This is a genomic window from Pseudomonas baltica (assembly GCF_014235765.1).
Taxonomy (GTDB): Bacteria; Pseudomonadota; Gammaproteobacteria; order Pseudomonadales; family Pseudomonadaceae; genus Aquipseudomonas; species Aquipseudomonas baltica.
On record NZ_JACMYH010000004.1, the window covers coordinates 52,873 to 77,374 of the forward strand.

The window sequence follows — 24,502 nt, forward strand, 5'->3', positions numbered from 1 at the left end:
ACGCCGGGACATGAATAACGGCCTCTATCTGATCACTGGCCTTGGCGGTGATCGAGAGAGGTGGGGATCAACTACCCCAGCAGTTGTCGAAAATCTTCTGCGCGATCCATGGCAGGTCGCGCTGGAATTCTGGGAATACCTCGAAGCGGCCGAGCATGCGGTCGGTGCATATGAATACTTTTTGGCCAGAGCCTGCGATGGTGCAGATTGCGCCAAAGCTGACATTGCCTTCGCGGGATGTGGTCACCGGCAAACTATAGAGGCTTTCGCATGACTGGATTTCAGTGGTGTTTTGATTCCAGAGGGCGTTGTCTCTGAATTCTTTCGTCACAGACTCCCAGTCCTCCCAATCAACTTTAGTTAACGTGGAATAAGCAGGCGGAAAGCTTAGGTGATCTTTGCTGTCATAATTAGCAGCAACCGATAGCGGGACAAGCGTGGCAATCATAAATAATTGTTTCATGTGCAACTCCTTGAGTGGTAATTCTCCGTAGCTTCATGGAAAAGTAAACCATGACCTAACGTATGGCTCAAGGAAACGAATATGTCTTTTTAATAGAGAATAATGAAGTTGGCTGGCACAACCCTCCACCCAATGAGTTTTGATCTAGGTGGATATTTCTGCAAATTGATACAACATGCTTGAATTCCCTAATGGGCCAGACGCGAATCAATCCAGCACAGTTGCATAAAATAGGCGTGTCGCAATTGAACAGGTGGCCGGGGACACCAATGGTTCGCTGACTAGGCCGGCACGATCTGGTTCTTGCCCTGACGCTTGGCCTGGTACATGGCGGCGTCGGAACGCGAGAAGAGGGAGTCAAGCATTTCGTCTTGCGGCTGAATACTGGTCAGGCCCTGGCTTACCGTCACGCCGTAGTTCTTGCCATTGTGGTGGAAGCTCAGGCGCTGGATTTCGCGCTGCAGGCGCTCGGCGATCTGCATGGCCATGTCCGGCGCGCAGCCCGGGAACACGGCGGCGAATTCTTCACCACCGATGCGCCCGAACAAGTCGCCACGGCGCAGTACCGCACGGCCGGTTTCGGCGATGCGTTGCAGCACGTGGTCACCTTCCTGGTGGCCATAGGTATCGTTGATCATCTTGAAATCGTCGATGTCCAGCAGCAGGAAGGCCATGGGCGTGTCGTTGAGGCGGGACTGCTCGAACTCGCGGTGGGCGCATTCGAAGAAGTGTCGACGGTTGCTGCTCTGGGTCAGGACATCGGTGGTGGCGAGGCGTTGGAGCTCGCCTTCAAGGTGCTTCTTTTCGGTAATGTCCTCGGCGATACCCACCACGATCACGCGTTGGCCTGCATCCACCTGGTGGCTGACGAAGCACTTGTCGCTGAGCCAGCGGATCTGGCCATCGGCGCTGATAATGCGGTATTCGCGGTCTTCGACGGCGCCCTTGTCGAGCACTTCGGCCAGGCTGCGATCGGCGTAGTCCAGGTCATCCGGGTAGATGCTGTCGCGCCATTCGTTGTAGTCAGCCAGCAGCAAACCCACCGAGCGGCCGAAAATCCGTTCGTAGGCGGGGCTGACGTAGATCATCTGCTGGGTTTCCCAATCGAACGCCCAGAGTACCGCGTTGACGCTGACCAACAGCGAGCTGAACAGCTGCTCGCGCTCCTTGAGCCGCGCGACCTCACCCTGGGCATGCATCAAGGCCAATAGGGTTTCAGCGGCTTCGGGTAGAGGTTTGACGGGTGTAGAAGGTAATTTTTTATTGACCATCATCACGGCATCTCAGAGGCGTTGGGATTACTGCGAACGGATGCGCGAAAAGCGCGGCCAAGGCATGATCCCAGGCGGTAGCGCTATGAGTCTGAGAGCGGAAAATTGTAACGAAGTTCCGAACGGCGCGCCTTGGGGCCAAGGCGCACCGATAAACGGCTCAGGCTGCAGCAGGCCTCAGCGAGTACGTCTTGAGCTGGGTCGCGAAGTCGCGCAGCGAGTGAATGCCACTGGCTTCGGCCTCTTGGATCCAATCCTTGATGGCGGCGAGCATATCATGACCGTTGGAGCTGGTGCGCGCCCAGATCTGTTGCAGGGCCAGGCGCTTTTCATAGATGACGCGCAATGCGTGGCTGTGTTCGAGCATCGTCTGGATGTGCAGGTGATGCCCTTCGTCCAGCAGGCTGGTTTCACGCGACAGCAGGCGCTTGGCCCGGCGGAACTGGTGACGTACCGATTCGTCGACCCTGCTCAGCTCCTGTTGCACCAGCGGCGCGATCACCAGCTTGCGGTACTGCGCCATGATCTGGAAGCGATTGTTGAGGATCGCCATGGCGGTGTCCATGTCGAGCTGGCCCTTGCCTTCCACGCGGTGGGCAATCGGTGCCACGCGCTGGACCTTGGCCAGGCGCAGCCAGGTAAACAGCTTGATCCAGGCCCAACCCATGTCGAACTCCCATTTCTTGACCGACAGCTTGGCCGAATTGGGGTAGGTGTGGTGGTTGTTGTGCAGTTCTTCGCCGCCGACGATGATGCCCCACGGCACCAGGTTGGTGGCCGCGTCGCGGCATTCGAAGTTGCGGTAGCCCACGGCATGGCCGAGGCCATTGATGACACCGGCTGCCCAGAAGGGAATCCACATCATCTGCACGGCCCACACGGTCAGGCCGAGAGCGCCGAACAGCAACAGGTCGATGACCAGCATCAGGACCACGCCAGTGTGGCGGAAGCGCGAGTACAGGTTGCGCTCGATCCAGTCTTCGGGGCAGTTCTTGCCATAGATGCGCAAGGTGTCGGGGTTTTCCGCCTCTTTGCGATAGAGCTCGGCGCCGGTACGCATCACGGTGCCCAGGCCCTTGATCACGGGGCTGTGCGGATCGTCGACGGTTTCGCATTTGGCGTGGTGCTTGCGGTGGATGGCGGTCCACTCGCGGGTGTTCTGGGCAGTGGTGAGCCAGAGCCAGAAACGGAAGAAGTGCTTGAGCCCGGCGTTGAGTTCCAGCGAGCGGTGGGCGGAATAGCGGTGCAGGTAGACAGTGACGCTGATGATGGTCACATGGGTCAGCAACAACGTGACTGCCACCACTTGCCAGGCGGACAGATCGAGAAAACCGTTGTACCACATAGGCGGGAAGGCCCTCGGTTGGGTGGGTAATGCGTGCAGCGCATTATCGACTAGCTATCAGATAAAGCCAGTCGCTCTTTTAGATAAGAGTCGCTGAATGTTTCTATTCTATAATTGGTACACATTTTGTGTGGCCGATTGACCCTATGTCTGTTTTATCTCGGGTTACAGCGCGCGGCGTTGTGATTTACCTGATTGTCTGTGTGGTGTGGTTTCTGTTGTGCGGTCGTGTGGCAAACGGCCTTTTCGGAGCGTCGTCGGCCGGATGGGGGGTTCATCTGGCCGGTTGCGGTGTGTGGTTGCTGGGCAGTGCGTTCGCCTTTGGCTGGCTGCGCGCGCGGCAGGCCAACCGCGAAAGCCGACGTTTGTCGGCAGCGGTTTTCGACTGCACCGCCGACGGCGTGCTGGTGACCGACACTGCAGGGCGCATCCTGCAGGTCAACCGGGCCTTCATGGCGATCACCGGGTATGCAGAGGACGAAGTGCTCGGGCAGAACCCGAACACGTTCAAATCCGGGCAGCATCCGCCGGCCTTCTATCAACAGATGTTTCGCACGCTGGCCGAGCACGACCAGTGGAGCGGCGAGATCTGGAACCGTCGCAAGGGCGGCGACAGCTACCCGCAGTGGCAGACCATCCGCGCGATCCGCGATGATCGGGGCAAGCTGAGCCACTATGTAGCAGTGTTCTCCGACATCAGCGCGATCAGGCATTCGCAGCGCGAGCTGGCCCATCTGGCACACCATGATCCGCTGACCGGGTTGCCCAACCGCCTGCTGTTCAGCCACCGCACCGAGCACGCCTTGAGTACGGCCAGGCTTGCGCAACGCTGCTGCGCGTTGCTGCTGATCGACCTCGACCACTTCCAGAACGTCAACGACAGCTTCGGGCATGGCGTGGGCGATCGGTTGCTGATGGCCGTGGTCGAGCGTTTGCAGTGCGGGTTGGGCGAGGAGGTGACCCTGGCTCGGCTGGGCGGCGACGAATTTGCGGTGCTGATGGAAGGCGAGTTGCGCACAGGGCAGGCGACGGCGCTGGGGCAGGGGTTGCTCGAAGGCCTGCGCGCGCCCTTCGCCATCGATGGGCACACCTTGTTCATCAGCGCCAGCATGGGCATCAGTCTGTTTCCCGACGACGCGCAGGGTGCCGAGCAGCTGTTGCGCAACGCCGACTCGGCGCTGTTCCAGGCCAAGGCACGGGGCCGTTCGAGCTATGCCCTGTATACCCAAGAGCTGACCACCCGCGCCCAGCAGCAGATCGAAGTGACCGCAGAACTGCGCCAGGCCCTGGCCGACGGGCAGTTGCGGGTGCACTACCAACCGGTGCATGCCCTGCGCGACAAGGCCATGGTCGGGGTAGAGGCGCTGGTGCGCTGGCAGCACCCGGAGCGCGGCCTGGTGCCGCCAGGGCAGTTCATACCGATTGCCGAGCGCAGTGGTTTGATCGCCGAAATCGACACCTGGGTGCTGGCCACCGCGTGCCGCCAGATGCGTCAGTGGCAGGTCGAGGGCAAGGCACTGGATTTCGTCGCGGTGAACATCTCCAGCCGTCTGTTCAGCCACCATGATCTCTACCGGCAGGTCGAGAGAGTTCTGGCCGAGACAGAACTGGCGCCTGCGCATCTGGAACTGGAAGTGACCGAAAGTGCGGTGATGGATGATCCGGACCGCGCACTGGAGCAACTGCATCACCTGCGCGATCTGGGTTTGCAACTGGCGATCGACGACTTCGGCACCGGTTATTCATCCTTGCTCAGGCTCAAGCGCCTGCCGGTCCACAAACTCAAGATCGACCAGGGTTTCGTCGCCGGCCTGCCCGGCGACGAGGACGATGTGGCGATCACCACGGCGATCATCGCGCTGGCGCACAGCATGGGCATGCAGGTGCACGCCGAGGGCATCGAGCAGGCGAATCAGGCGCAGTTCCTGCTGGAGCACGGTTGCGGACTGGGCCAGGGCTATTGGTTCGGCCGTCCGGTGCAAGCCGCTGCGCTGCAATGGCAGGTCCAATAGGTGCGTATAAAAACTTCTGGTTATATGAAAATTCTTAAACAGTATTTTTAAGAATAACAAGACCGCTCTACTATCGCGCTCACGCCACCTTGGCACCCCTTACCCAGGAGCATGATCATGAGCGCATCGCTACGCAGCGTCGAAGGACAGGACGAAGCCACCATTCTGCGGGAAATTCAGAGTGCGCTGCGCGACCTGCGTTTCGGTGCGGTGGAGATCACCGTACACAACGCTCAAGTCGTGCAGATCGAACGCAAGGAAAAATTCCGTTTGCAGAACCCGGGCAACAAGCCCAGCTGAGTACGCGTCCTGCGTAGCAGCCATAAGAAAAATACCCGCCATTCCAGGAGCTTCGTCCATGTCTATCCGCCGTTATGCCTTGGCAGCCCTCGCCAGCGCCGTATTTGCCGGCTCCGCCGTCGCCAAGGACTACGAGCTGCTCAACGTGTCCTACGATCCGACCCGCGAGCTGTACCAGGAATACAACGCCGAGTTCGTCAATTTCTGGAAGAAGGAGCACGCGGGCGACACCGTGTCGATCAAGCAATCCCACGGTGGTTCGGGCAAACAGGGCCGCGCGGTGATCGACGGCCTGCCCGCCGATGTGGTGACCCTGGCGCTGGCCGGTGACATCGACGAGATCAGCCGCTTGGGCAAGTCCATCCCGGAGAACTGGCAGACCCGTCTGCCGGACGCCAGCACGCCCTACACCTCGACCATCGTGTTTCTGGTGCGCAAGGGCAACCCCAAGGGCATCAAGGACTGGGGCGACCTGATCAAGAATGATGTCTCGGTGATCACGCCGAATCCGAAGACGTCCGGCGGCGCCCGCTGGAATTTCCTGGCAGCCTGGGCCTACGGCCTGAAAGCCGGCGATGGCGACGAAGGCAAGGCCAAAGAGTACGTGCAGACGCTGTTCAAGCACGTGCCGATTCTGGACACCGGTGCCCGTGGCTCGACCATCACCTTCGTCAACAATGGTCAGGGCGACGTTTTGCTGGCCTGGGAGAACGAGGCGTTCCTGGCATTGAAGGAAGACGGTGGCGCGGACAAGTTCGACATTGTCGTGCCTTCGCTGTCGATTTTGGCTGAGCCGCCGGTAGCTGTGGTCGACAAGAACGTGAAGAAGAAGGGCAACGAGGAAATCGCCGAAGCCTACCTCAAGCACCTGTACAGCCCGGCTGGCCAGGAAATCGCTGCGAAGAACTTCTATCGTCCGCGCGACAAGGATGTGGCAGCCAAGTATGCGAAGCAATTTCCAGCGCTGAATCTGGTTACTATCGACAAGGATTTCGGCGGGTGGAAAACCGCACAGCCCAAATTCTTCAATGATGGTGGGGTGTTCGATCAGATTTATCAGGCTCAATAAGATTCGTTGAGGCGGCTGGCCTCTTCGCGGGCAGAGGGCTCGCCGCCCGCCCCGCTCCCACAGGTCACCGTAAAGCCTATGGGAGTGGGCTCTGCCCGCGAAGAGGCCCGATTGCGTAAACCGTATTCATCAAGGACTTCTATGTCGCGTCGTATCTCCCCCGTCATACCCGGCTTCGGGCTGACGCTGGGCTACACCGTCGTGTACCTCAGCCTGATCGTGCTGATCCCCCTGGCCGCCATGTTCGTGCATGCTGCGCAGCTGACCTGGGAACAGTTCTGGACCATCGTTACCGCACCTCGCGTACTCGCCGCACTGAAACTCAGTTTCGGCACGGCGTTGTGTGCGGCGATCATCAATGGAGTGATCGGCACCCTGCTGGCCTGGGTGCTGGTGCGCTACACCTTTCCCGGACGCAAGATCATCGATGCGATGATCGACCTGCCATTCGCCCTGCCCACGGCCGTGGCAGGCATTGCCCTGACGGCGCTGTATGCACCCAACGGCCTGGTTGGGCAGTTCGCCGCCGACCTGGGTTTCAAGATCGCCTACACCCCCTTGGGCATCACCCTGGCCCTGACCTTTGTCACCCTGCCGTTCGTGGTGCGCACGGTGCAGCCGGTGCTGGCCGACATCCCGCGCGAGGTCGAGGAAGCCGCAGCCTGCCTGGGTGCCAAGCCGTTGCAGGTGTTCCGCTTCATCCTCGCGCCGGCGCTGTTGCCTGCCTGGCTCACCGGTTTCGCGCTGGCGTTCGCCCGCGGCGTGGGTGAGTACGGATCGGTTATTTTCATTGCCGGCAACATGCCGATGAAGACCGAAATCCTGCCGCTGCTGATCATGGTCAAGCTGGACCAATACGACTACACCGGCGCCACGGCCATCGGCGTGATGATGCTGGTGGTTTCCTTCATTCTGCTGCTGCTGATCAACTTGTTGCAGCGGCGCATCGAAACCCCTTGAAGGAGGCTCCGCACATGTCTGCATCTTCCATTGCTGCCTCCACCAATGCGGCCCGGCGTGGCAGCGCAACCTCGCGGCGGGTGTTGATCGCCCTGGGCTGGCTGGTCTTCGCCGTGTTTCTGTTGCTGCCGTTGCTGATCGTCGTGTCCCAGGGCTTGAAGCAGGGCCTGGGGACCTTTTTCGCGGCGATCTTCGAGCCCGATGCGCTGTCGGCGCTGAAGCTGACGGTGTTCGCCGTGCTCATTTCGGTGCCGCTGAACCTGGTGTTCGGCGTCAGCGCCGCGTGGTGCGTGAGCAAGTATTCGTTTCGCGGCAAGAGCATTCTGGTCACGTTGATCGACCTGCCGTTCTCGGTGTCGCCAGTCATTGCCGGTCTGGTCTATGTGCTGATGTTCGGCGCTCAGGGCCTGTTCGGGCCGTGGCTGCAGGACCACGACATCCAGATCGTGTTCGCCTTGCCGGGTATCGTGCTGGCCACCATCTTCGTGACCGTGCCGTTCGTGGCCCGCGAGCTGATCCCGCTGATGCAGGAACAAGGCACGCAGGAAGAGGAAGCGGCGCGTCTGCTGGGCGCGAATGGTTGGCAGATGTTCTGGTACGTCACCGTGCCGAACATCAAGTGGGGACTGATCTACGGCGTGGTGCTGTGTACCGCGCGGGCCATGGGCGAGTTCGGTGCCGTGTCGGTGGTGTCCGGGCACATTCGCGGCGTGACCAATACCCTGCCGCTGCACGTGGAAATTCTCTACAACGAATACAACCATGTCGCCGCCTTTGCCGTTGCGAGCCTGTTGCTGATCCTGGCGCTCTTCATCCTGCTGCTCAAGCAGTGGAGCGAGTCCCGTATTGACCGCCTGCGCAACAGCGCCGCGGAGGAATGATTAATGTCGATCGAAGTTCGTAACGTCAGCAAGCGCTTCAATGCCTTCCAGGCCCTGGACTCCATCAATCTGGACATCCAGAGTGGCGAGCTGGTGGCTCTGCTGGGCCCATCCGGGTGCGGCAAGACCACCTTGCTGCGCATCATCGCCGGCCTGGAAACGCCCGACCAGGGCAGCATCGTGTTCCACGGCGAGGACGTTTCCGGCCACGATGTGCGGGATCGCAACGTCGGTTTCGTGTTCCAGCACTACGCGCTGTTCCGACACATGACAGTGTTCGACAACGTCGCCTTTGGCTTGCGCATGAAACCCAAGCGCGAGCGGCCCACCGAAACGGTGATTGCGCAGAAGGTGCATGAGCTGTTGAACATGGTGCAGCTGGACTGGTTGCACGATCGCTACCCCGAGCAGTTGTCCGGGGGACAGCGCCAGCGTATTGCCCTGGCCCGTGCCCTGGCGGTCGAGCCCAAGGTGCTGCTGCTCGACGAACCCTTCGGCGCGCTCGACGCGAAGGTGCGCAAGGAGCTGCGTCGCTGGCTCGCGCGCTTGCACGAGGACATCAACCTGACCTCGGTCTTCGTAACCCACGACCAGGAAGAAGCCATGGAAGTGGCGGATCGCATCGTGGTGATGAACAAGGGTGTCATCGAGCAGATCGGTTCGCCCGGCGAGGTGTACGAGAACCCGGCCAGCGACTTCGTCTATCACTTTCTGGGCGACTCCAACCGCTTGCAGTTGGGTGGTGAGGAGCATGTGCTGTTTCGTCCGCACGAAGTGTCGCTGTCGCGCCACGAGCTGGACGACCATCATGCCGCCGAAGTGCGTGACATTCGTCCGTTGGGCGCAACCACGCGGGTGACGCTCAAGGTCGAGGGGCAGAGCGAGCTGATCGAGGCCGAAGTGGTCAAGGACCATGACAGCCTGAGTGGCCTGGCGCGGGGCGAGACGTTGTTCTTCAAGCCCAAGGTCTGGCAGAAGGCGTCAGGTCTGTAGCAGCGGCGCAAGCCGCGTCCGAATTCAACGCGGTGCGTCAGAGACACCGCGTGTACCGCCGACGCGGCTCGCGCCGCTGCTACAGAAGATCACACGCACCTTGTAGCAGCGGCGCAAGCCGCGTCCGGGGTCGATGCGGTGCAGCAGGCAGACTGTACGTGCCGCCGACGCGGCTTGCGCCGCTGCTACAGAAGATCACGCGCACCTTGTAGCAGCGGCGCGAGCCGCGTCCGGGATCGATGCGGTGCAGCAGGCAGACTGTACGTGCCGCCGACGCGGCTTGCGGCGCTGCTACGGGGCTGATTGACCTTTATTTTGGTTATTAATAAATAGCTTCTTATTCCTTAACGAATATAACTCCTTTCCTTATACTGGCCTCCAACGCAACGTTTGCAGGAGGCGCATCCCATGCGCAATGAGTCGATCCGCTATCTGATCGTGCCAGGCTGGCAGGGCTCGTCCGACGACCATTGGCAAAGCCATTGGCAACGAACCCTGCCCAACAGCGCGCGGGTCGAGCAGGATGACTGGCTCACGCCACGGCGTGAAGACTGGGTCGCGGCGCTGGACCGCGCGGTGAATGCCAGCGCCGATCCGGTGATTCTCATTGCTCACAGCCTGGGATGCGTGACCGTTGCCCACTGGTCGGCCCATGCCTCGCTGGTCTCGTTGCGCAAGGTCCGCGGAGCCCTGCTGGTGGCGCCCGCAGACGTAGAGCGCCCGGCCTGCTCGCCGGCCCTGCGCAATTTCGCACCCATCCCCAAACACCTGCTGCCGTTCCCCAGCCAAGTGGTGGGCTCGGACAACGACCCTGCGGCCAGTGCTCCGCGAGCCTTGCAACTGGCCCGCGACTGGGGCGCCGAAGCCGGCATTCTGGCCGGTGCCGGGCATATCAACGTCAAGTCCGGGCATCGACGCTGGGAACAGGGGTTTGCCTACCTCTATCGCCTGCAGAGTCGCATGGACCAGCACATCCAGCTGCGCGCCTGAATGCCCGACAACCGAGTACGCCGCCTGCAGCCAGGCCGGTGGGAGCCTTGCCCATGACCGCATACAACGACACCTTCGGCCAGCCGCTGCTGACCTTTCCCGACGCCGACAAGAGCCCGCTGAGCATCCGCGCCAAGGCGCTGGTGTTCGTCGATCCGCGCTCGCGACGCTTGCGCGAGGAGCTCGAGCGGCTCGCGCCCAAGGCACTGCCGGTGCTGATTCAGGGTGAAAGCGGCACCGGCAAGGAACTGCTTGCCCGCCACATTCATCGTGGCAGTGATCGTGGCGGCCTTTTCGTCTCGGTCAATTGCGGCGCGATCAGCCCGACCTACGCCGATGCCGAGCTGTTCGGCTACAGCGCAGGCGCCCACAGCGGCACGGCCAGCAGCCGGGCCGGATGGTTCGGCTCGGCCAACGGCGGCACGCTGTACCTGGACGAGATCGCCGACCTGCCGCTGGCGATCCAGACCAAGCTGCTCGCGGCGTTGGAAACCCGTGAAGTGACCCGCGTCGGCGCGGCCCAGCCCAATCCGGTGGACGTGCGCCTGGTGGCGGCGTCGAGCATCGATCTGGGCCAGGCCGTGGCCGCGGGGAAATTCAACGAACGGTTGCACGCCTATCTGGGCGAAGGCCGCCTGACCTTGCCGCCGTTGCGCGAGCGGACCGGCGATATCCTCGCCCTGGCCGAGTATTTCCTGGGCATCTACAGCCATCGTCTGAACCTGGCGGTGCCGCTGATCAGCGCCGATGCGCAGCGAGCGCTGGAGCGCCACGATTGGCCTGGCAATACCCGCGAGCTGGAAAACGTCATCCATTTTGCCTTGCTGGTCAGCCGCGGCGACGAGATCCTGCCCGAGCATCTCAATCTGCCAGCGGCCGCGAACACGGACCTGCTCGTGCATCTCGAGCAGCTGTTGACGCAGGCCGCCGAGCACGCCGAGCCGGTTGCTTTGGCAGCACTGCTGAACCGCAGCGTCGAGCGCTTGCGTAAAAAGGCATAAGCAGCAAACTAAAAGGTATTTGTAGGAATATTAATTCCCGGTATTGTCCGCGCAAGGCTGGCCGATTGCTGCCGCCACCACCCAATTTCAAGGACTTAGCATGAAAAAGGCTTTGCTGTTCACCGCTCTGGCGGCCTCCCTGTCTTTCGGCCTGGCCAACGCGGCAGAAAAACTCGTGATCGCCGCCACGCCGGTTCCCCACGCCGAGATCCTCGAGCTGATCAAGCCGACCCTGGCCAAGGAAGGCGTCGAGCTGGACATCAAGGTGTTCACCGACTACGTGCAACCCAACGTACAGGTGAACGAAAAGCGTCTGGACGCCAACTACTTCCAGACCCTGCCGTACCTGGAAAGCTTCAACAAGGGCAAGGGCACCAACCTGGTCACCGTGATCGGCGTGCACGTCGAGCCCTTCGGCGGTTACTCGAAGAAGGTCAAGTCGCTGAGCGAGCTCAAGGACGGCGCCACCGTCGCCATCCCCAACGAGGGCAGCAACAGCGGCCGTGCGTTGATCCTGCTGCAGAAAGCCGGCCTGATCACCCTGAAGGACCCGAGCAACGCCCTGGCCACCCCCAAGGACATCGCCAGCAACCCCAAGAACCTCAAGTTCAAGGAGCTGGAATCGGCCATGCTGCCGCGCGTGCTGGACCAGGTCGACCTGGACATGATCAACACCAACTACGCACTTGAAGCCGGCCTGAACCCGGCCAAGGATGCCTTGGTGATCGAAGGATCGGATTCGCCTTACGTGAATTTCCTGGTGGCCCGTCCGGACAACAAGGACAGCCCGGCCATGCAGAAACTGGCCAAGGCGCTGACCAGCCCCGAAGTCAAAGCCTTCATCGAGAAGAAGTACAGCGGCGCGGTATTGCCGGCGTTCTGATTCCCGAGTGTGACAACGGTTCACCTGAGCGCCGACAGCTTGTACAGTGTCGGCGTTTTGCTTTGTCCGGGCAGGGCCATTCCCGGCAAATGAACCTCGCATCACGGCCACAGTCGCATACACACCTGGCATCACAGCGCACGCAAAGGAGCCTGCATGGCTGGTCCTCGTTGGAAGGTTGTAGGGGTTTCCCTTTTGTTGGTTGCGCTGGCGGGGTGTGGTGAAGACAAGCCCATCGAGCCGACGCATCCGCGCGTGCGCGTGGAGAATGTACAGAGCGGCGAGTTCGCCGCTGCGGTCAATCTCACCGGCGATGTGCAGGCGCGCATCCAGACCCAGTTGTCGTTCCGCGTCGGTGGCAAGATCATCCAGCGGTTGGTGGACGTGGGCGATCATGTCAGCGCACGGCAGGTGCTGGCGCGCCTGGACCCCAAGGACCTGCAGACCAACGTCGATTCGGCCAAGGCTGCAGTGGCCGCCGAACAGGCACGTGTGAAACAGACATCGGCGGCCTTCGTGCGCCAGCAGAAGCTGCTGCCCAAGGGCTACACCAGCCAGAGTGAATACGACTCGGCCCAGGCGGCGCTGCGCGGTGCGCAGAGTTCGTTGACGGCGGCGAGCGCCCAGTTGGCCAATGCCCGTGAACAATTGAGCTACACCGACCTGGTGGCCGACGCCCCAGGCGTGATCACTGCCCGCCAGGCAGAGGTTGGCCAGGTGGTACAGGCCACTGCGCCGATCTTCGGCCTGGCCCGCGATGGCGACCGCGATGCGGTATTCGACGTGTACGAGTCGCTGTTTGCCCAACCGGCCGGCCAGCAGCCGATCACCGTCAGCCTGCTCGACGAGCCGGCGATCAAGACCACCGGCACCGTGCGCGAAGTCACCCCAGCGGTGTCCGCGCAGACCGGTACGGTGCGCGTGAAGATCGCCCTGCAAGGCCTGCCCAAGGGCATGGACCTCGGCTCGGTGGTCAACGCATCGCTCAACGGTCCGGGCAAGACCAGCGTCGAGCTGCCCTGGTCGGCGTTGACCAAGGACATCGCCGAGCCTGCCGTGTGGGTGGTGGGGGAAGGCGACAAGGTCAATCTGCGCAAGGTCGACGTGGGCCGTTACCTGACCGGCAAGGTGGTGATCGCCGATGGCTTGAAGAACGGCGACCGCGTGGTCGTCGCCGGCGGGCAGTTGCTGCACCCGGACATGCAGGTGGAAATTGCCGAGGAGCGCCAGCCATGAAGGCGGTGATCGCGTTGTCTGCGGCCGTGCTGTTGCTGGCAGGCTGTTCGAAGGAAGAGCAAGCTCCCGAGCCGATCCGCCCGGTGCTGTCGGTCGAGGTCAAGGGCCTGGACCAGCAGAGCCTGGGTCGCTTCGCGGGCAATATCCAGGCGCGCTACGAAAGCACGTTGGGCTTTCGCGTATCGGGGCGTATCGCCCGGCGTGCGGTGGATGTCGGCAGCCAGGTGGAGAAGAACCAGCTGCTGGCCACCCTCGATCCGACCGACCAGCAGAACCAGTTGCGCTCGAGCCAGGGTGATCTGGCCCGCGTGCAGGCGGAGTTCATCAATGCCCAGGCCAATGCTCGCCGCCAGCAGGAGTTGTTCGACCGTGGCGTCGGTGCGCAGGCTGGCCTGGACATCGCCCAGACCGACCTGAAGACCGCCCAGGCCTCGCTCGACCAGGCCAAGGCCGCCGTCAGCCAAGCCAGGGATCAACTGGGCTATAGCGAGCTGCGCGCCGACCACGCCGCCGTGGTCAATCAATGGAAAGTGGAAGTCGGGCAAGTGGTGAGCGCCGGTGAAGAGGTGGTGGTATTGGCCCGTCCCGATATCAAGGAGGCTGTCATCGATCTGCCCGCCGGGCTTGCCGAAACCCTGCCCGAGGGCGTGGAGTTTCGTGTGCAGTCCCAGCTCGACCCGAGCGTTGCCACCACTGGCACCCTGCGTGAGCTGGAGCCGCGGCCCGACAGTGCCACGCGCACCCGGCGCGCACGCCTGACCCTGCGCGAAAGCCCCGCCGGCCTGCGCCTGGGCACGGCGATCAGCGTGACCTTGAGTTCAAGCATCGCGCAGCGCCTGGAATTGCCGGAGACCGCAGTGCAGGAAGTCGATGGCAAGACCCAGGTGTGGCTGGTGGACGTCCAGAACAAGACCGTCAACCCGCGCCCGGTCACCGTGCTCAGCCGCGACCGTGGCGTCGTAGTGCTGGGCAGCGGTGTGCAGGCGGGTGAGCGCGTGGTCAGCGCTGGCGTCAACAGCCTGAAACCCGGGCAGAAAATCAAACTGGACGAGGCGAGCCGGCAATGAAGGGAAGTTTCAACCTGTCCGACTGGGCGCTCAAGCACCAGTCCTTCGTCTGGTACCTGATGTTCGTCGGCCTGCTGATGGGCGTGTTTTCCTATTTCAACCTGGGCCGTGAAGAAGACCCGGCGTTCGCCATCAAGACCATGGTCATCCAGAGCCGCTGGCCGGGCGCGACCCAGGATGAAACGCTCAAGCAGGTCACCGACCGCATCGAAAAGAAGCTCGAAGAGCTGGACTCCCTGGACTACGTGAAAAGCTACACGCGGCCTGGCGAGTCGACGGTGTTCGTGTATCTGCGTGACACCACCAGCGCCAAGGCGATTCCGCAGATCTGGTACCAGGTGCGCAAGAAGGTCGACGACATTCGCGGCACTTTTCCCCAGGGCCTGCAGGGGCCTTCGTTCAACGATGAATTCGGTGACGTGTTCGGCTCCATCTACGCCTTCACTGCCGACGGCCTGAGCATGCGGCAGCTGCGCGACTACGTGGAGCAGGTGCGCGCCGAGATCCGTCAGGTCGACAACCTGGGCAAGGTTCAGTTGGTGGGCCAGCAGGACGAAGTGATCTACCTGAATTTTTCCACGCGCAAACTGGCCGCGCTGGGCCTGGACCAGCAACAGGTGGTCGGCGCGCTGCAGGCACAGAATGCGGTGACGCCGGCGGGCGTGATCGAGGCTGGGCCGGAACGCATCTCGGTGCGCACCTCGGGCCAGTTCAAGTCGGAAAAAGACCTGGAAACGGTCAACCTCAGGCTCAACGACCGCTTCTACCGGCTGACCGATATCGCCGACATCGAACGTGGCTACAAAGACCCGGCCGCGCCGATGTTCCGCTACAACGGCCAGCCCGCCATCGGCCTGGCCATCGCCATGAAAGACGGCGGCAACATTCAGGAATTCGGTACCGCGCTGCATGCGCGCATGAACGCGTTGACCGCGCAGTTGCCGGTGGGCGTGGGCGTGCACAAGGTTTCGGACCAGGCCGAGGTGGTCGAGAAGGCCGTCGGCGGGTTCACCAGCGCGTTGTTCGAGGCTGTGGTCATCGTGCTGATCGTCAGCTTCATCAGCCTGGGCGTGCGCGCTGGCCTGGTGGTGGCCTGCTCGATTCCGCTGGTGCTGGCCATGGTCTTCGTGTTCATGGAGTACAGCGGCATCACCATGCAGCGTATTTCCCTGGGGGCGTTGATCATCGCCCTGGGCCTGCTGGTGGACGATGCAATGATCACCGTGGAAATGATGGTCACTCGCCTGGAAGCGGGCGACAGCAAGGAGGAGGCGGCTACCTTCGCTTACACCTCTACCGCATTCCCGATGCTCACGGGCACTTTGGTCACAGTGGCCGGCTTCGTACCGATCGGCTTGAACGCCAGCTCGGCCGGTGAGTACACCTTCACCCTGTTTGCCGTTATCGCGGTGGCCATGCTGGTGTCCTGGGTGGTGGCGGTGCTGTTCGCACCGGTCATCGGCGTGCACATCCTGAGCAAGAACGTCAAACCCAAGCCGGAGCAGCCGGGGCGTGTCGCGCGCTGGTTCCACAGTGGTCTGCTGGGCTGCATGCGCCACCGTTGGCTGACGATCATCGGCACGTTGCTGCTGTTCGCTGCGGCGCTGTTCTGCATGCGTTTCGTGCAGAACCAGTTCTTCCCCTCGTCCGACCGCCCGGAAATCCTGGTGGACCTCAACCTGCCGCAGAACGCTTCGATCAACGAGACGCGCAAGGCGGTCGACCGCCTCGAAGCCACGCTCAAGGATGATCCGGACATCGCGCGCTGGAGCACTTACATCGGTCAGGGCGCGATCCGTTTCTATCTGCCGCTTGACCAGCAGTTGGAGAACCCTTACTACGCCCAGTTGGTGATCGTCAGCAAAGGCCTGGAGCAGCGTGGCGCGCTGACCGAGCGCTTGAAGAAGCGCCTGCGCGAAGACTTCGTCGGCATCGGCACCTACGTCCAGGCGTTGGAAATGGGGCCGCCGGTAGGCCGGCCGATCCAGTATCGGGTCAGCGGCAAGGACATCGACCAGGTGCGCAAGCACGCCATCGAGCTGGCCACGCTGCTGGACCAGAACGCGCACGTCGGCGAGATGATCTACGACTGGAACGAGCCGGGCAAAGTGCTGCGCATCGACATCGCCCAGGACAAGGCGCGGCAGTTGGGCCTGTCGTCCGAAGACGTGGCCAAGCTGATGAACACCATCGTCAGCGGCTCGGCGGTGACCCAGGTCAATGACGATATCTATCTGGTCAACGTGGTCGGCCGTGCCAACGACGCCGAGCGCGGTTCGCCGGAAACCTTGCAGAACCTGCAGATCGTCACGCCCAGCGGCACCTCGATTCCGCTGCTGGCCTTCGCCACCGTGCGCTACGAGCTGGAGCAGCCGCTGGTGTGGCGGCGTGATCGCTTGCCGACCATCACCTTGAAGGCGGCGGTCAGCGACGATATCCAGCCGACCGATCTGGTGGCCCAGCTGAAGCCCGAGATCGAGAAATTCGCCGAAGGCCTGCCGGTGGGTTACAAGGTGGCCACCGGTGGTACGGTCGAGGAAAGCGGCAAGGCGCAGGGACCCATCGCCAAGGTGGTGCCGTTGATGCTGTTCCTCATGGCGACCTTCCTGATGATCCAGCTGCACAGTGTGCAGAAGATGTTCCTGGTGGCCAGTGTGGCGCCGCTGGGCATCATCGGTGTGGTGTTGGCGCTGGTGCCGACCGGAACGCCCATGGGCTTCGTGGCGATTCTCGGGATACTGGCGCTGATCGGCATCATCATCCGCAACTCGGTGATTCTGGTGACCCAGATCGACGCCTATGAACGCGATGGCTACAAGCCTTGGGATGCCGTGCTGGAGGCAACCGAGCATCGACGCCGGCCGATCCTGCTCACGGCGGCAGCCGCCAGTCTGGGCATGATCCCGATCGCCCGCGAGGTGTTCTGGGGCCCGATGGCCTACGCGATGATCGGCGGGATCGTGGTGGCGACCTTGCTCACCCTGTTGTTCCTGCCGGCGCTGTATGTGGCCTGGTACCGGATCAAGGAAGACGAGCGCGAGGGGAAGGAGGCTTGATTCAGGTTGGGCAAAAGAAAGTAGGGTGCTCCGTCTGAGATACCGCAGCGTGGCGTTCGCGGCCACGGACCGCTCCTACGCAGGACATTATCCCCTGTAGGAGCGGTCGTTGGCCGCGAAGGCCCGCCACGAACCCCCCGTAGGAGCGGTCAGCGGCCGCGAAGGGCGCATCTCGGTTCCGCGACTAGCGCTTGTTGAGCACCCGCGCCAATCGGTCGCCGCCGAACTGGATCAGGGTCACCAGGGCCACCAGCAACACGATGACCGTGAGCATGATCTGGCTGTCGAATCGCTGGTAGCCATAGCGGTAGGCGATGTCGCCCAGCCCGCCGGCACCGATCGCACCAGCCATCGCCGATGAATTGATCATGGTCACCACGGTGATGGTAAAGCCGGCCACGATGCCCGGTCGCGCTTCGGGCAGCAGCACGTGCCAGACGATGTGCCAGCGTCGGCAGCCCATGGCTTGCGCGGCTTCGACCAGGCCATGGTCGACCTCGCGCAGGCTGACCTCGGCAATGCGCGCAAAGAACGGCGTCGCAGCGATGGTCAACGGCACCACGGCCGCCCACACGCCATAGGTGGTACCGACGATCAACCGGGTGAACGGGATCAGCGCCACCATCAGAATGAGAAACGGCACCGACCTGAACAGGTTGACGAACGCGCCCAGCACGCGGTTCAGCGCGGGTGCCTGGTAGATACCGCCACGGTCGCTGGTGACCAGCACCACGGCCATCACCACGCCCACGGGCAGCGCGATCAACGAGGAAACGCCCACCATCAGCAAGGTGTCCAGGGCGCCTTGCAACAGACGATCAAACCACATAGCCCAGCTCCTCTACTCGTTGTGCCCATTGCCCGGCGCGTTGCAGCAGATGCTCGCGGTCGTGGGGCGAATTGCTTACCGCCACGACCAGATTGCCCAGTGCGCGACCTTGAATCCGTTCGATACCGCCCTGCAGCAGGCTGACCTGGCCACCCAGCAGGTTGAACAACGACGACAGGTCCGCCTCGCCGGCCTGTGCCCCGGTCACGCGCAGTCGCAGTACCAGCGCTGCGCCAGGCGTTGAAGGCGTGCTGCGCAGACGGGCGCGCAGTTCCTCGGGCAGGCCGTGTTGCAGCGGGGCCAGCAAGGTCCGACTGACCTCATGCTGGGGGTTGCCGAACACCTGCCACACCGGGCCCTGCTCAACCACCTGGCCGCCTTCGAGCACCACCACGCGGTCGCAGATGGCGCGGATAACGGCCATTTCGTGGGTGATCAGGATGACCGTCAGCCCCAGCCGCTGGTTGATATCGCGCAACAGGGCGAGAATCGACTCGGTAGTCTCCGGGTCCAGCGCCGAGGTGGCTTCGTCGCAGAGCAGAATCTGCGGGTCGTGCACCAGCGCCCGGGCGATGCCGACACGCTGCTTCTGCCCGCCGGACAACTGCGCCGGATAGGCGTCGCGCTTGCCTTGCAGGCCAACCAGTTCGAGCAGTTCACCGACCTTGCGCCAGCGCTCGGCCTGGGGCACACCGGCGACCTTGAGTGGCAACTCGACGTTCTGCCACACGGTTTTCGCCGACATCAGGTTGAAGTGCTGAAAGATCATGCCGATGCGCCGTCGCAGGGCCACCAGGCGGTCCTCGTCGAACTCGCCGATGTCCACCTGATCGACCAGCACGCGCCCGCTGCTGGGCTGCTCAAGCCGGTTGATGGTGCGGATCAGCGACGACTTGCCAGCGCCGCTGCGGCCGATGATGCCGAACACTTCGCCACGCTCGATGGTCAGGTCGATGCCCTGCAGCGCCTGCACGGGGCCCTGGGCGCCCTCATAGGTCTTGCCGACGCCGATGAAACGCACCAGCGCATTGGCCAGTTGTGGATACAGTTCCAGCGGCTCGGCAGGCCGGGCAATGCCGGCGGTAGCGGCCAGCCTGCGTTGCACATTGGTGGTGGGCATGCTCACTCCTTCCAGCCGACTTGGTAGAGTTTGCCGTTGACCTTGTCGAGCGAGGCGCGCACCACCGGCGAATGCTGGTAGATGTCGATGAACTTGGCCAGCCGCGGATCGTCCTTGCGCTCGGGCTTGATCACGAACTGGATGACGTATTCAGGATGATCCAGACCATCGAACAGCAGCGCCGAGCCTGCATCGAAGGTCTTGGACAGGCGAATGTAGGCCGGGTAGCCCTGCACCAGGTCGGCGTCATCGTAGGCGCGCACCAACTGCACCGCCTCGACCTGGAGAATCTTCAGGTTTTTGGGGTTGGTGAGAATGTCCTCTTCGGTGGCCTTGTAGCCAACCCCCGGCTTGAGGGTGATCAAGCCAGCCTTGGCCAGCAGTTGCAGGCCTCGGCCGCTGTTGATCGGGTCATTGGCAATGGCGACGGTCGCGCCCTTGGGCAGTTCGTCGAAGCTTTTGTAGCGTTTGGCATACAGGCCGACGTTGTTGATGATGCCCGGCGCATACGGCACCAGATCGGTGCCAGCCTGGGTATTGGCGTTTTCCAGGAACGGCATGTGCTGGAAGTAGTTCACGTCGATGTCGCCGGCGGCCAGGCTGACGTTGGGTGCGATCCAGTCGGTGAATTCCACCAGCTTGACGGGCAGGCCCTGTTTCTTGGCTTCCTCCACGGCGCTTTCCAGGGGAATGGCGAAGGCGGCGGTGGTACCGACGATCAGCGGCTTGTCATCGGCGGCATGGGCCAGGCCGGCGAGGAGGGTGAGGGCGAGGAGCAAGGTGGGTTTGAGCATGTTGGGTTTCCAGTGATTTCTTGTGTTGTTTGGGGTGGCCTCTTCGCGGGTAGAACCCGCTCCCACATGAGCGTGCGCTCGTTGATTGTGGAAGCGGGCTGCCCGCGAAGAGGCCCGATCAGGCACCGCGCTTGTAACTGAAGCCAGCATGCCCTTCAGGCAGCCCCGGGCCCTGGCCGAAGACCTTTTCGCGCAGCGTGCCCTGGGCATAGGCGGTCTTGTACGAACCGCGTGCCTGCAGCACGGGAATCACCAGGTCGATGAAGTCGGCGTAGCTTTCCGGGGTCACCGTGCGGGTCAGGTTGAAACCGTCCAGGCCGGTCTCGGCGATCCAGGCTTCAAGGTCGTCGGCGACCTGTTCCGGGTCACCGACCAAGGTGATGTAGCGCCCGCCCAAGGCGTGCTGATCGAGCAGCTTGCGCCGGGTCCAGTCGTTGTTCTGCAAGGTCTTGGTGGCCGACTCGATGGCATTGCCCTTGACGTACTCAATGGGCTCGTCGAGTTCGTAGCGGGCGAAGTCGATTGCCGTGGAGGCGGCGAAGTGGGCGACACCGGCCTCGGCGCTGGCGTAGCTGCGGTATTCGTCATGCTTGGCCCGGGCCTGCGCCTCGGTGGCGGCGACGATGACCGTCAGGCCCATGAAGACCTTCACCGCCTGCGGGTCGCGACCGGCCGTGCGGGCGGCGTTGCGGACCTTGTCCACCTGCTCGCGGGTGGCCTGCTTGTTCTGCCCGCTGATGAACACGCACTCGGCGTGCTGACCGGCGAACTGCAGGCCGCGTGCCGAACTGCCCGCCTGGAACAATAGCGGCGTGCGCTGCGGTGAGGGTTCGCACAGGTGGTAACCCTGGACGCGGTAGAACTCGCCTTCATGCTCTACCTTGTGGACCTTTTCCGGCTGGGCGTAGATGCGCCGTTCGCGGTCCTCGATCACGGCATCGTCTTCCCAGCTGCCTTCCCAGAGTTTGTACAGCACCTGCAGGTATTCGTCGGCCTGATCGTAGCGACGGTCGTGCTCCACCTGGTGGGTCAGGCCCATGGCCTTGGCGGCGCTGTCCAGGTACCCGGTGACGATGTTCCAGCCCACCCGGCCACGGGTCAGGTGATCGAGCGTGGACAGGCGCCGGGCGAACAGGTACGGCGCCTCGTAGGTGAGGTTGGCGGTCAGGCCGAAACCCAGGTGGCGGGTAACCGCGGCCATGGCTGAGACCAGCAGCAACGGGTCGTTGACCGGCAGCTGGATCGACTCCTTGAGCGTCACGTCGACCGAGTCCTGATAGATGTCGTAGACCCCGACGATGTCGGCGATGAACAGGCCGTCGAACAGGCCGCGCTCCAGCAACTGGGCCAGTTCGGTCCAGTACTCCAGGGTCTTGTACTGGCTGGAGGTATCGCGCGGATGGATCCACAGGCCGTGGTTGATGTGGCCCACGCAGTTCATGTTGAAGGCGTTGAGCAGGATCTGTTTCTTGCTCATCAGATCGTCCCCCGGCGTGGTGGCAGCTGGTTGTTGAGGTAGTAGTTGCCGATGACGTGGTACTTCCAGCGCACTGGGTCGTGCAGGGTGTGTACGCGGGCGTTGCGCCAATGCCGGTCGAGGCCGTGCTCGGCCAGGGTGGCCTGGCTGCCCGCCAGCTCGAACAGGGTGCTGCCGGCGGCCAGGGAGATTTCGGTGCTCAGCGCCCGAGCCTCGGCCACGGCAATCGAGGCGGCGCCGACGTTTTCCGCGCTGGGCTCGGCCTGCGCCTTGTCGAGCACCTCGCCGGCACGCTCGAGCAGGGCTTCGGCGGCATGCAGACGGACTGCCAGATGACCGAAGCTCTTGAGTGACAGCGGGTCTTCCACGGCTTTGTCGCTGGTGGCGTCGATCCATGGCCGAGTGCGGATGCGGACGAACTGCAAGGCGTCCTCGAACGCCCCGCGGGCAATGCCGGTGTCGATCGCGGCATGCAGGATCTGCGCGAACGGGCCGACCGTGGTGGGCCGTTCGAACGCGCTTTGAAACGGCACGATGGCGTCGGCGCTGACCCAGACATTGTCGAACACCACCGAGCCGCTGCCCGTGGTGCGCTGGCCGAAGCCGCTCCAATCGTCGATGACCTGTACACCGGCACTGTCGGCGGGTACGAAAGCCAGTTGTTGCACGCCCTGTTCATCGACCACCGAGGTAGGAATGCACTGGGCATACAGCGCGCCGGTGGCGTAGAACTTGCGACCATTGATGCGCAAACCGTCGCCGTCGCGGGTCAGGCGCGTGGTGCGGTCATGGGCGGTTCGCGTGCCCAGTTCCGCCAGGGCGTTACCCAGCCGCTGGCCTGCCAGCACGTCGGCGTACAGGCGCTTTTGCTGCGCCGCGCTGCCGTTGATGCGCAGCACTTCCAGGGCATAGAAATGATTCTGTGGGATCTGGCCCAGCGAGCCGTCGGCGGCGGCCAGCAAGGCAATGACCTGGGCCAGGGTGACGTTGGACACAGCCGCTCCGCCGAATGCCTTGGGCACGCTGATGCCGCCCAGGCCAGAGCGCGAGAACAGCGTCAGTTCGCCATGGGGCAGCAGCCGTTCGCGGTCGCGCAGGGCGCTGTCGCGTTGCAACAGGGGAGCCAGTTGGCGGGCAACGTCCAGGGCCTGTTGGTCGTTGGCGATCAATGCGACGCCGTCGAGGGGGTGGGGCAATGAGCTCATGCTGATCTCCAGCGGTCTGGTCAAATCCAGGAATGGCGCGCAGGCAGGCTGCCGTTCAGGTGGTAGGCGCCGATAGCGTGGTATTTCCAGCGCACGGGATCGTGCAGGGTGTGCACGCGGGCATTGCGCCAGTGACGGTCGAGGTTGAACTCGGCGAGGCTGGCGCGGCTGCCGGCCAGCTCGAAGAGCTTTTCGCTGGCGTGCAGGGCGATTTCGGTGGTGATCACCTTGGCCTCGGCCACGGCGATCGACGCCTGGCCTGCCAAGGTGGCGTCCACGGGCGCGTGGCGAGTCTGGTCGAGCACGCGCGCGGCCTTGCGCAGCAGTGCCTGGGCCGCGTGCAGCTCCAGCTTCAGGCGACCGATATCGGCGATCACGAAAGGGTCGTCGCTGGCGCGCTCGACCCCGGCGTCGATCCACGGGCGGGATTTCTCGCGGACGAAGGCGATGGTGTCGTCGATGGCCGCCGCGGCAATGCCGGCGTCGATGGCCGCTTGCATCAGTTGCGATACGGCGCCCTGAATGTTCGGTTGTTGCGCCTGGCGCCAGATCTCCACGACATGGGTGTCGGGCACCTGCACGTGTCCCAGCACCACGGTGCCGCTGGCGGTGGTGCGCTGGCCGAAGCCGGACCAGTCGTCGATGATTTGCAGGCCGGGTGTGCCGCGCCGCACGAAGGCCATGACCAGGCGCTGGTGCTCATCCACGGCCTTGACCGCCACCCAGTGGGCGAACAGCGCGCCGGTGGAGTAGAACTTTTGTCCGCTGATCTGCCAGTCGTCACCGTCGCGGACGATGCGAGTCTTGATCTCCAGCGTGTTGCGGGTGCCGCGTTCAGGGCCGCCATTGCCGATGCGCGCGCCTTGCAGCACGGCGCTGAACAGCGTCTGCTGCTGTTGCGCGGTGGCAGTGCCGCGAAGCATCTGCAGGATGCCGAAATGGTTTTGCGGAATCTGCCCCAGGGCCGGATCGGCGGCGCTGATCAGACGGAACACCTCGGCCAGGGTTTCGAAACTGACGTCCGGGCCGCCGAAGGCACGTGGTACGGTGATACTGCCCAGGCCGCTCGCGGTGAATTGCTCGATCAGTTGCCAGGGCAGTTCGCGGTGCTGGTCGCGCCGGGCCGCATGAGTACGGGCGCTGGCGGCGAGGGCTCGCGCGGCGTCGAGCGCGTCGAGGTCATTGCGCAGTATCTGCGCGGGCACGAGCGCCGGGCCGTCGTCGGCCGGCAAGGTTTGGGAGTGTTCGCGGGAAATCGAGTGGGTGACCATACCGTCCTCACGTCATGCACGGCGTATGTCGCCTTGCTTGGGTGTACGCAGGTCCGGTGGTCCGGTGTATATACCCTAATCGTTTGTTAAATCTAAATGAACTAACGATTGGGAATATGGATAGATGGGTTTTTCCTTGGAGCCGTATAGTGACCCTTGTGGTAGCAGCCTCTGCGGTATACCAGGTACACCGCAGTGTGTTTTTCGCGGCCGATGACCGCTCCTACGGGGGGGCATCCGGTGATTCCCATAGGAGCGGTCCGTGGCCGCGAAGGGGGC

At 62.9% G+C, this 24,502-nt stretch carries 21 protein-coding genes; 12 read left to right on the forward strand and 9 right to left on the reverse strand.

Annotation, left to right across the window (positions count from 1 at the left end):
• Window positions 1–67 precede the first annotated feature (67 nt).
• From H7993_RS14675 to desA, 3 genes are all read right to left on the reverse strand, one after another.
• A complete protein-coding gene (locus H7993_RS14675; protein ID WP_185794826.1) occupies window positions 68–463 on the reverse strand; it encodes a hypothetical protein in 396 nt (131 codons plus the stop codon).
• 281 nt (window positions 464–744) lie between these two features.
• Window positions 745–1,734, reverse strand: a complete 990-nt coding sequence (locus H7993_RS14680) for a GGDEF domain-containing protein (RefSeq protein ID WP_240998864.1) — start codon at window positions 1,732–1,734, stop codon at window positions 745–747.
• 160 nt (window positions 1,735–1,894) lie between these two features.
• Window positions 1,895–3,079, reverse strand: coding sequence for a delta-9 fatty acid desaturase DesA (desA, locus tag H7993_RS14685; RefSeq protein WP_122480636.1), 1,185 nt, complete (start codon window positions 3,077–3,079; stop codon window positions 1,895–1,897).
• Between the two features lie 146 nt (window positions 3,080–3,225).
• Here desA and dibA point away from each other — a divergent pair, with 146 nt between their 5' ends.
• The 12 genes from dibA to H7993_RS14745 all read left to right on the forward strand — a co-directional run bounded on the left by dibA (window position 3,226) and on the right by H7993_RS14745 (window position 17,527).
• Window positions 3,226–5,091 carry a phosphodiesterase DibA gene (gene dibA / locus H7993_RS14690; protein ID WP_185794827.1) on the forward strand — a complete coding sequence of 622 codons (1,866 nt, stop codon included), beginning with the start codon at window positions 3,226–3,228 and terminating at the stop codon, window positions 5,089–5,091.
• A gap of 117 nt (window positions 5,092–5,208) precedes the next feature.
• Window positions 5,209–5,391 carry a sulfur starvation response protein OscA gene (gene oscA, locus H7993_RS14695; protein ID WP_043191814.1) on the forward strand — a complete coding sequence of 61 codons (183 nt, stop codon included), beginning with the start codon at window positions 5,209–5,211 and terminating at the stop codon, window positions 5,389–5,391.
• Between the two features lie 58 nt (window positions 5,392–5,449).
• Window positions 5,450–6,460 (forward strand): sulfate ABC transporter substrate-binding protein, encoded by a 1,011-nt coding sequence (locus tag H7993_RS14700; RefSeq protein ID WP_185794828.1) that lies wholly within the window; start codon window positions 5,450–5,452, stop codon window positions 6,458–6,460.
• A gap of 141 nt (window positions 6,461–6,601) precedes the next feature.
• Window positions 6,602–7,420: a sulfate ABC transporter permease subunit CysT gene (gene cysT / locus H7993_RS14705; protein WP_056844570.1), complete on the forward strand. Its 819-nt coding sequence runs from the start codon at window positions 6,602–6,604 to the stop codon at window positions 7,418–7,420.
• A gap of 14 nt (window positions 7,421–7,434) precedes the next feature.
• Entirely contained in the window at window positions 7,435–8,301 is an 867-nt protein-coding gene (gene cysW / locus H7993_RS14710) for a sulfate ABC transporter permease subunit CysW (RefSeq protein WP_122480633.1), read from the forward strand.
• A gap of 3 nt (window positions 8,302–8,304) precedes the next feature.
• A complete protein-coding gene (locus H7993_RS14715) occupies window positions 8,305–9,294 on the forward strand; it encodes a sulfate/molybdate ABC transporter ATP-binding protein (RefSeq protein WP_122480632.1) in 990 nt (329 codons plus the stop codon).
• Window positions 9,295–9,702: 408 nt separating this feature from the next.
• Complete coding sequence (locus H7993_RS14720; protein ID WP_122480631.1) at window positions 9,703–10,284, forward strand: alpha/beta hydrolase; 582 nt, start codon at window positions 9,703–9,705, stop codon at window positions 10,282–10,284.
• A gap of 53 nt (window positions 10,285–10,337) precedes the next feature.
• Window positions 10,338–11,285 carry a sigma 54-interacting transcriptional regulator gene (locus H7993_RS14725; RefSeq protein ID WP_185794829.1) on the forward strand — a complete coding sequence of 316 codons (948 nt, stop codon included), beginning with the start codon at window positions 10,338–10,340 and terminating at the stop codon, window positions 11,283–11,285.
• Window positions 11,286–11,385: 100 nt separating this feature from the next.
• Window positions 11,386–12,168 (forward strand): MetQ/NlpA family ABC transporter substrate-binding protein, encoded by a 783-nt coding sequence (locus H7993_RS14730; protein WP_122480629.1) that lies wholly within the window; start codon window positions 11,386–11,388, stop codon window positions 12,166–12,168.
• Between the two features lie 156 nt (window positions 12,169–12,324).
• Window positions 12,325–13,404: an efflux RND transporter periplasmic adaptor subunit gene (locus tag H7993_RS14735; protein ID WP_185794830.1), complete on the forward strand. Its 1,080-nt coding sequence runs from the start codon at window positions 12,325–12,327 to the stop codon at window positions 13,402–13,404.
• Window positions 13,401–14,471 (forward strand): efflux RND transporter periplasmic adaptor subunit, encoded by a 1,071-nt coding sequence (locus H7993_RS14740; RefSeq protein ID WP_185794831.1) that lies wholly within the window; start codon window positions 13,401–13,403, stop codon window positions 14,469–14,471. Before H7993_RS14735 ends, H7993_RS14740 begins: the two co-directional genes overlap by 4 nt.
• On the forward strand, window positions 14,468–17,527 hold the full coding sequence (locus H7993_RS14745; protein ID WP_185794832.1) for an efflux RND transporter permease subunit: 3,060 nt from the start codon (window positions 14,468–14,470) through the stop codon (window positions 17,525–17,527). The genes H7993_RS14740 and H7993_RS14745 overlap by 4 nt, the downstream gene beginning before the upstream one ends.
• A gap of 184 nt (window positions 17,528–17,711) precedes the next feature.
• Here H7993_RS14745 and H7993_RS14750 read toward each other — a convergent pair whose 3' ends face one another.
• The 6 genes from H7993_RS14750 to H7993_RS14775 form a co-directional block, all read right to left on the reverse strand.
• Window positions 17,712–18,356 carry a methionine ABC transporter permease gene (locus H7993_RS14750; protein WP_122480625.1) on the reverse strand — a complete coding sequence of 215 codons (645 nt, stop codon included), beginning with the start codon at window positions 18,354–18,356 and terminating at the stop codon, window positions 17,712–17,714.
• Window positions 18,346–19,476 (reverse strand): methionine ABC transporter ATP-binding protein, encoded by a 1,131-nt coding sequence (locus H7993_RS14755; protein ID WP_185794833.1) that lies wholly within the window; start codon window positions 19,474–19,476, stop codon window positions 18,346–18,348. The genes H7993_RS14750 and H7993_RS14755 overlap by 11 nt, the downstream gene beginning before the upstream one ends.
• Before the next feature lie 2 nt (window positions 19,477–19,478).
• Window positions 19,479–20,270 (reverse strand): MetQ/NlpA family ABC transporter substrate-binding protein, encoded by a 792-nt coding sequence (locus tag H7993_RS14760; RefSeq protein ID WP_122480623.1) that lies wholly within the window; start codon window positions 20,268–20,270, stop codon window positions 19,479–19,481.
• Window positions 20,271–20,388: 118 nt separating this feature from the next.
• Window positions 20,389–21,747 carry an LLM class flavin-dependent oxidoreductase gene (locus tag H7993_RS14765; protein ID WP_185794834.1) on the reverse strand — a complete coding sequence of 453 codons (1,359 nt, stop codon included), beginning with the start codon at window positions 21,745–21,747 and terminating at the stop codon, window positions 20,389–20,391.
• Window positions 21,747–22,952, reverse strand: a complete 1,206-nt coding sequence (locus H7993_RS14770; protein WP_185794835.1) for an SfnB family sulfur acquisition oxidoreductase — start codon at window positions 22,950–22,952, stop codon at window positions 21,747–21,749. Before H7993_RS14770 ends, H7993_RS14765 begins: the two co-directional genes overlap by 1 nt.
• A gap of 20 nt (window positions 22,953–22,972) precedes the next feature.
• Window positions 22,973–24,223, reverse strand: a complete 1,251-nt coding sequence (locus H7993_RS14775) for an SfnB family sulfur acquisition oxidoreductase (protein WP_185794836.1) — start codon at window positions 24,221–24,223, stop codon at window positions 22,973–22,975.
• Window positions 24,224–24,502 lie beyond the last annotated feature (279 nt).

Bases quoted from the DNA above. Each gene is read 5' to 3' on its own strand.
- cysT (WP_056844570.1), top strand. From the start codon at position 6,602: ATGTCGCGTCGTATCTCCCCCGTCATACCCGGCTTCGGGCTGACGCTG.
- H7993_RS14760 (WP_122480623.1), bottom strand. From the start codon at position 20,270: ATGCTCAAACCCACCTTGCTCCTCGCCCTCACCCTCCTCGCCGGCCTG.
- H7993_RS14765 (WP_185794834.1), bottom strand. From the start codon at position 21,747: ATGAGCAAGAAACAGATCCTGCTCAACGCCTTCAACATGAACTGCGTG.
- oscA (WP_043191814.1), top strand. From the start codon at position 5,209: ATGAGCGCATCGCTACGCAGCGTCGAAGGACAGGACGAAGCCACCATT.
- H7993_RS14675 (WP_185794826.1), bottom strand. From the start codon at position 463: ATGAAACAATTATTTATGATTGCCACGCTTGTCCCGCTATCGGTTGCT.
- H7993_RS14680 (WP_240998864.1), bottom strand. From the start codon at position 1,734: ATGGTCAATAAAAAATTACCTTCTACACCCGTCAAACCTCTACCCGAA.
- H7993_RS14750 (WP_122480625.1), bottom strand. From the start codon at position 18,356: ATGTGGTTTGATCGTCTGTTGCAAGGCGCCCTGGACACCTTGCTGATG.
- H7993_RS14720 (WP_122480631.1), top strand. From the start codon at position 9,703: ATGCGCAATGAGTCGATCCGCTATCTGATCGTGCCAGGCTGGCAGGGC.
- H7993_RS14730 (WP_122480629.1), top strand. From the start codon at position 11,386: ATGAAAAAGGCTTTGCTGTTCACCGCTCTGGCGGCCTCCCTGTCTTTC.
- H7993_RS14700 (WP_185794828.1), top strand. From the start codon at position 5,450: ATGTCTATCCGCCGTTATGCCTTGGCAGCCCTCGCCAGCGCCGTATTT.
- H7993_RS14725 (WP_185794829.1), top strand. From the start codon at position 10,338: ATGACCGCATACAACGACACCTTCGGCCAGCCGCTGCTGACCTTTCCC.
- H7993_RS14745 (WP_185794832.1), top strand. From the start codon at position 14,468: ATGAAGGGAAGTTTCAACCTGTCCGACTGGGCGCTCAAGCACCAGTCC.
- H7993_RS14740 (WP_185794831.1), top strand. From the start codon at position 13,401: ATGAAGGCGGTGATCGCGTTGTCTGCGGCCGTGCTGTTGCTGGCAGGC.
- H7993_RS14770 (WP_185794835.1), bottom strand. From the start codon at position 22,952: ATGAGCTCATTGCCCCACCCCCTCGACGGCGTCGCATTGATCGCCAAC.
- H7993_RS14735 (WP_185794830.1), top strand. From the start codon at position 12,325: ATGGCTGGTCCTCGTTGGAAGGTTGTAGGGGTTTCCCTTTTGTTGGTT.
- H7993_RS14775 (WP_185794836.1), bottom strand. From the start codon at position 24,223: ATGGTCACCCACTCGATTTCCCGCGAACACTCCCAAACCTTGCCGGCC.
- cysW (WP_122480633.1), top strand. From the start codon at position 7,435: ATGTCTGCATCTTCCATTGCTGCCTCCACCAATGCGGCCCGGCGTGGC.
- H7993_RS14715 (WP_122480632.1), top strand. From the start codon at position 8,305: ATGTCGATCGAAGTTCGTAACGTCAGCAAGCGCTTCAATGCCTTCCAG.
- dibA (WP_185794827.1), top strand. From the start codon at position 3,226: ATGTCTGTTTTATCTCGGGTTACAGCGCGCGGCGTTGTGATTTACCTG.
- H7993_RS14755 (WP_185794833.1), bottom strand. From the start codon at position 19,476: ATGCCCACCACCAATGTGCAACGCAGGCTGGCCGCTACCGCCGGCATT.
- desA (WP_122480636.1), bottom strand. From the start codon at position 3,079: ATGTGGTACAACGGTTTTCTCGATCTGTCCGCCTGGCAAGTGGTGGCA.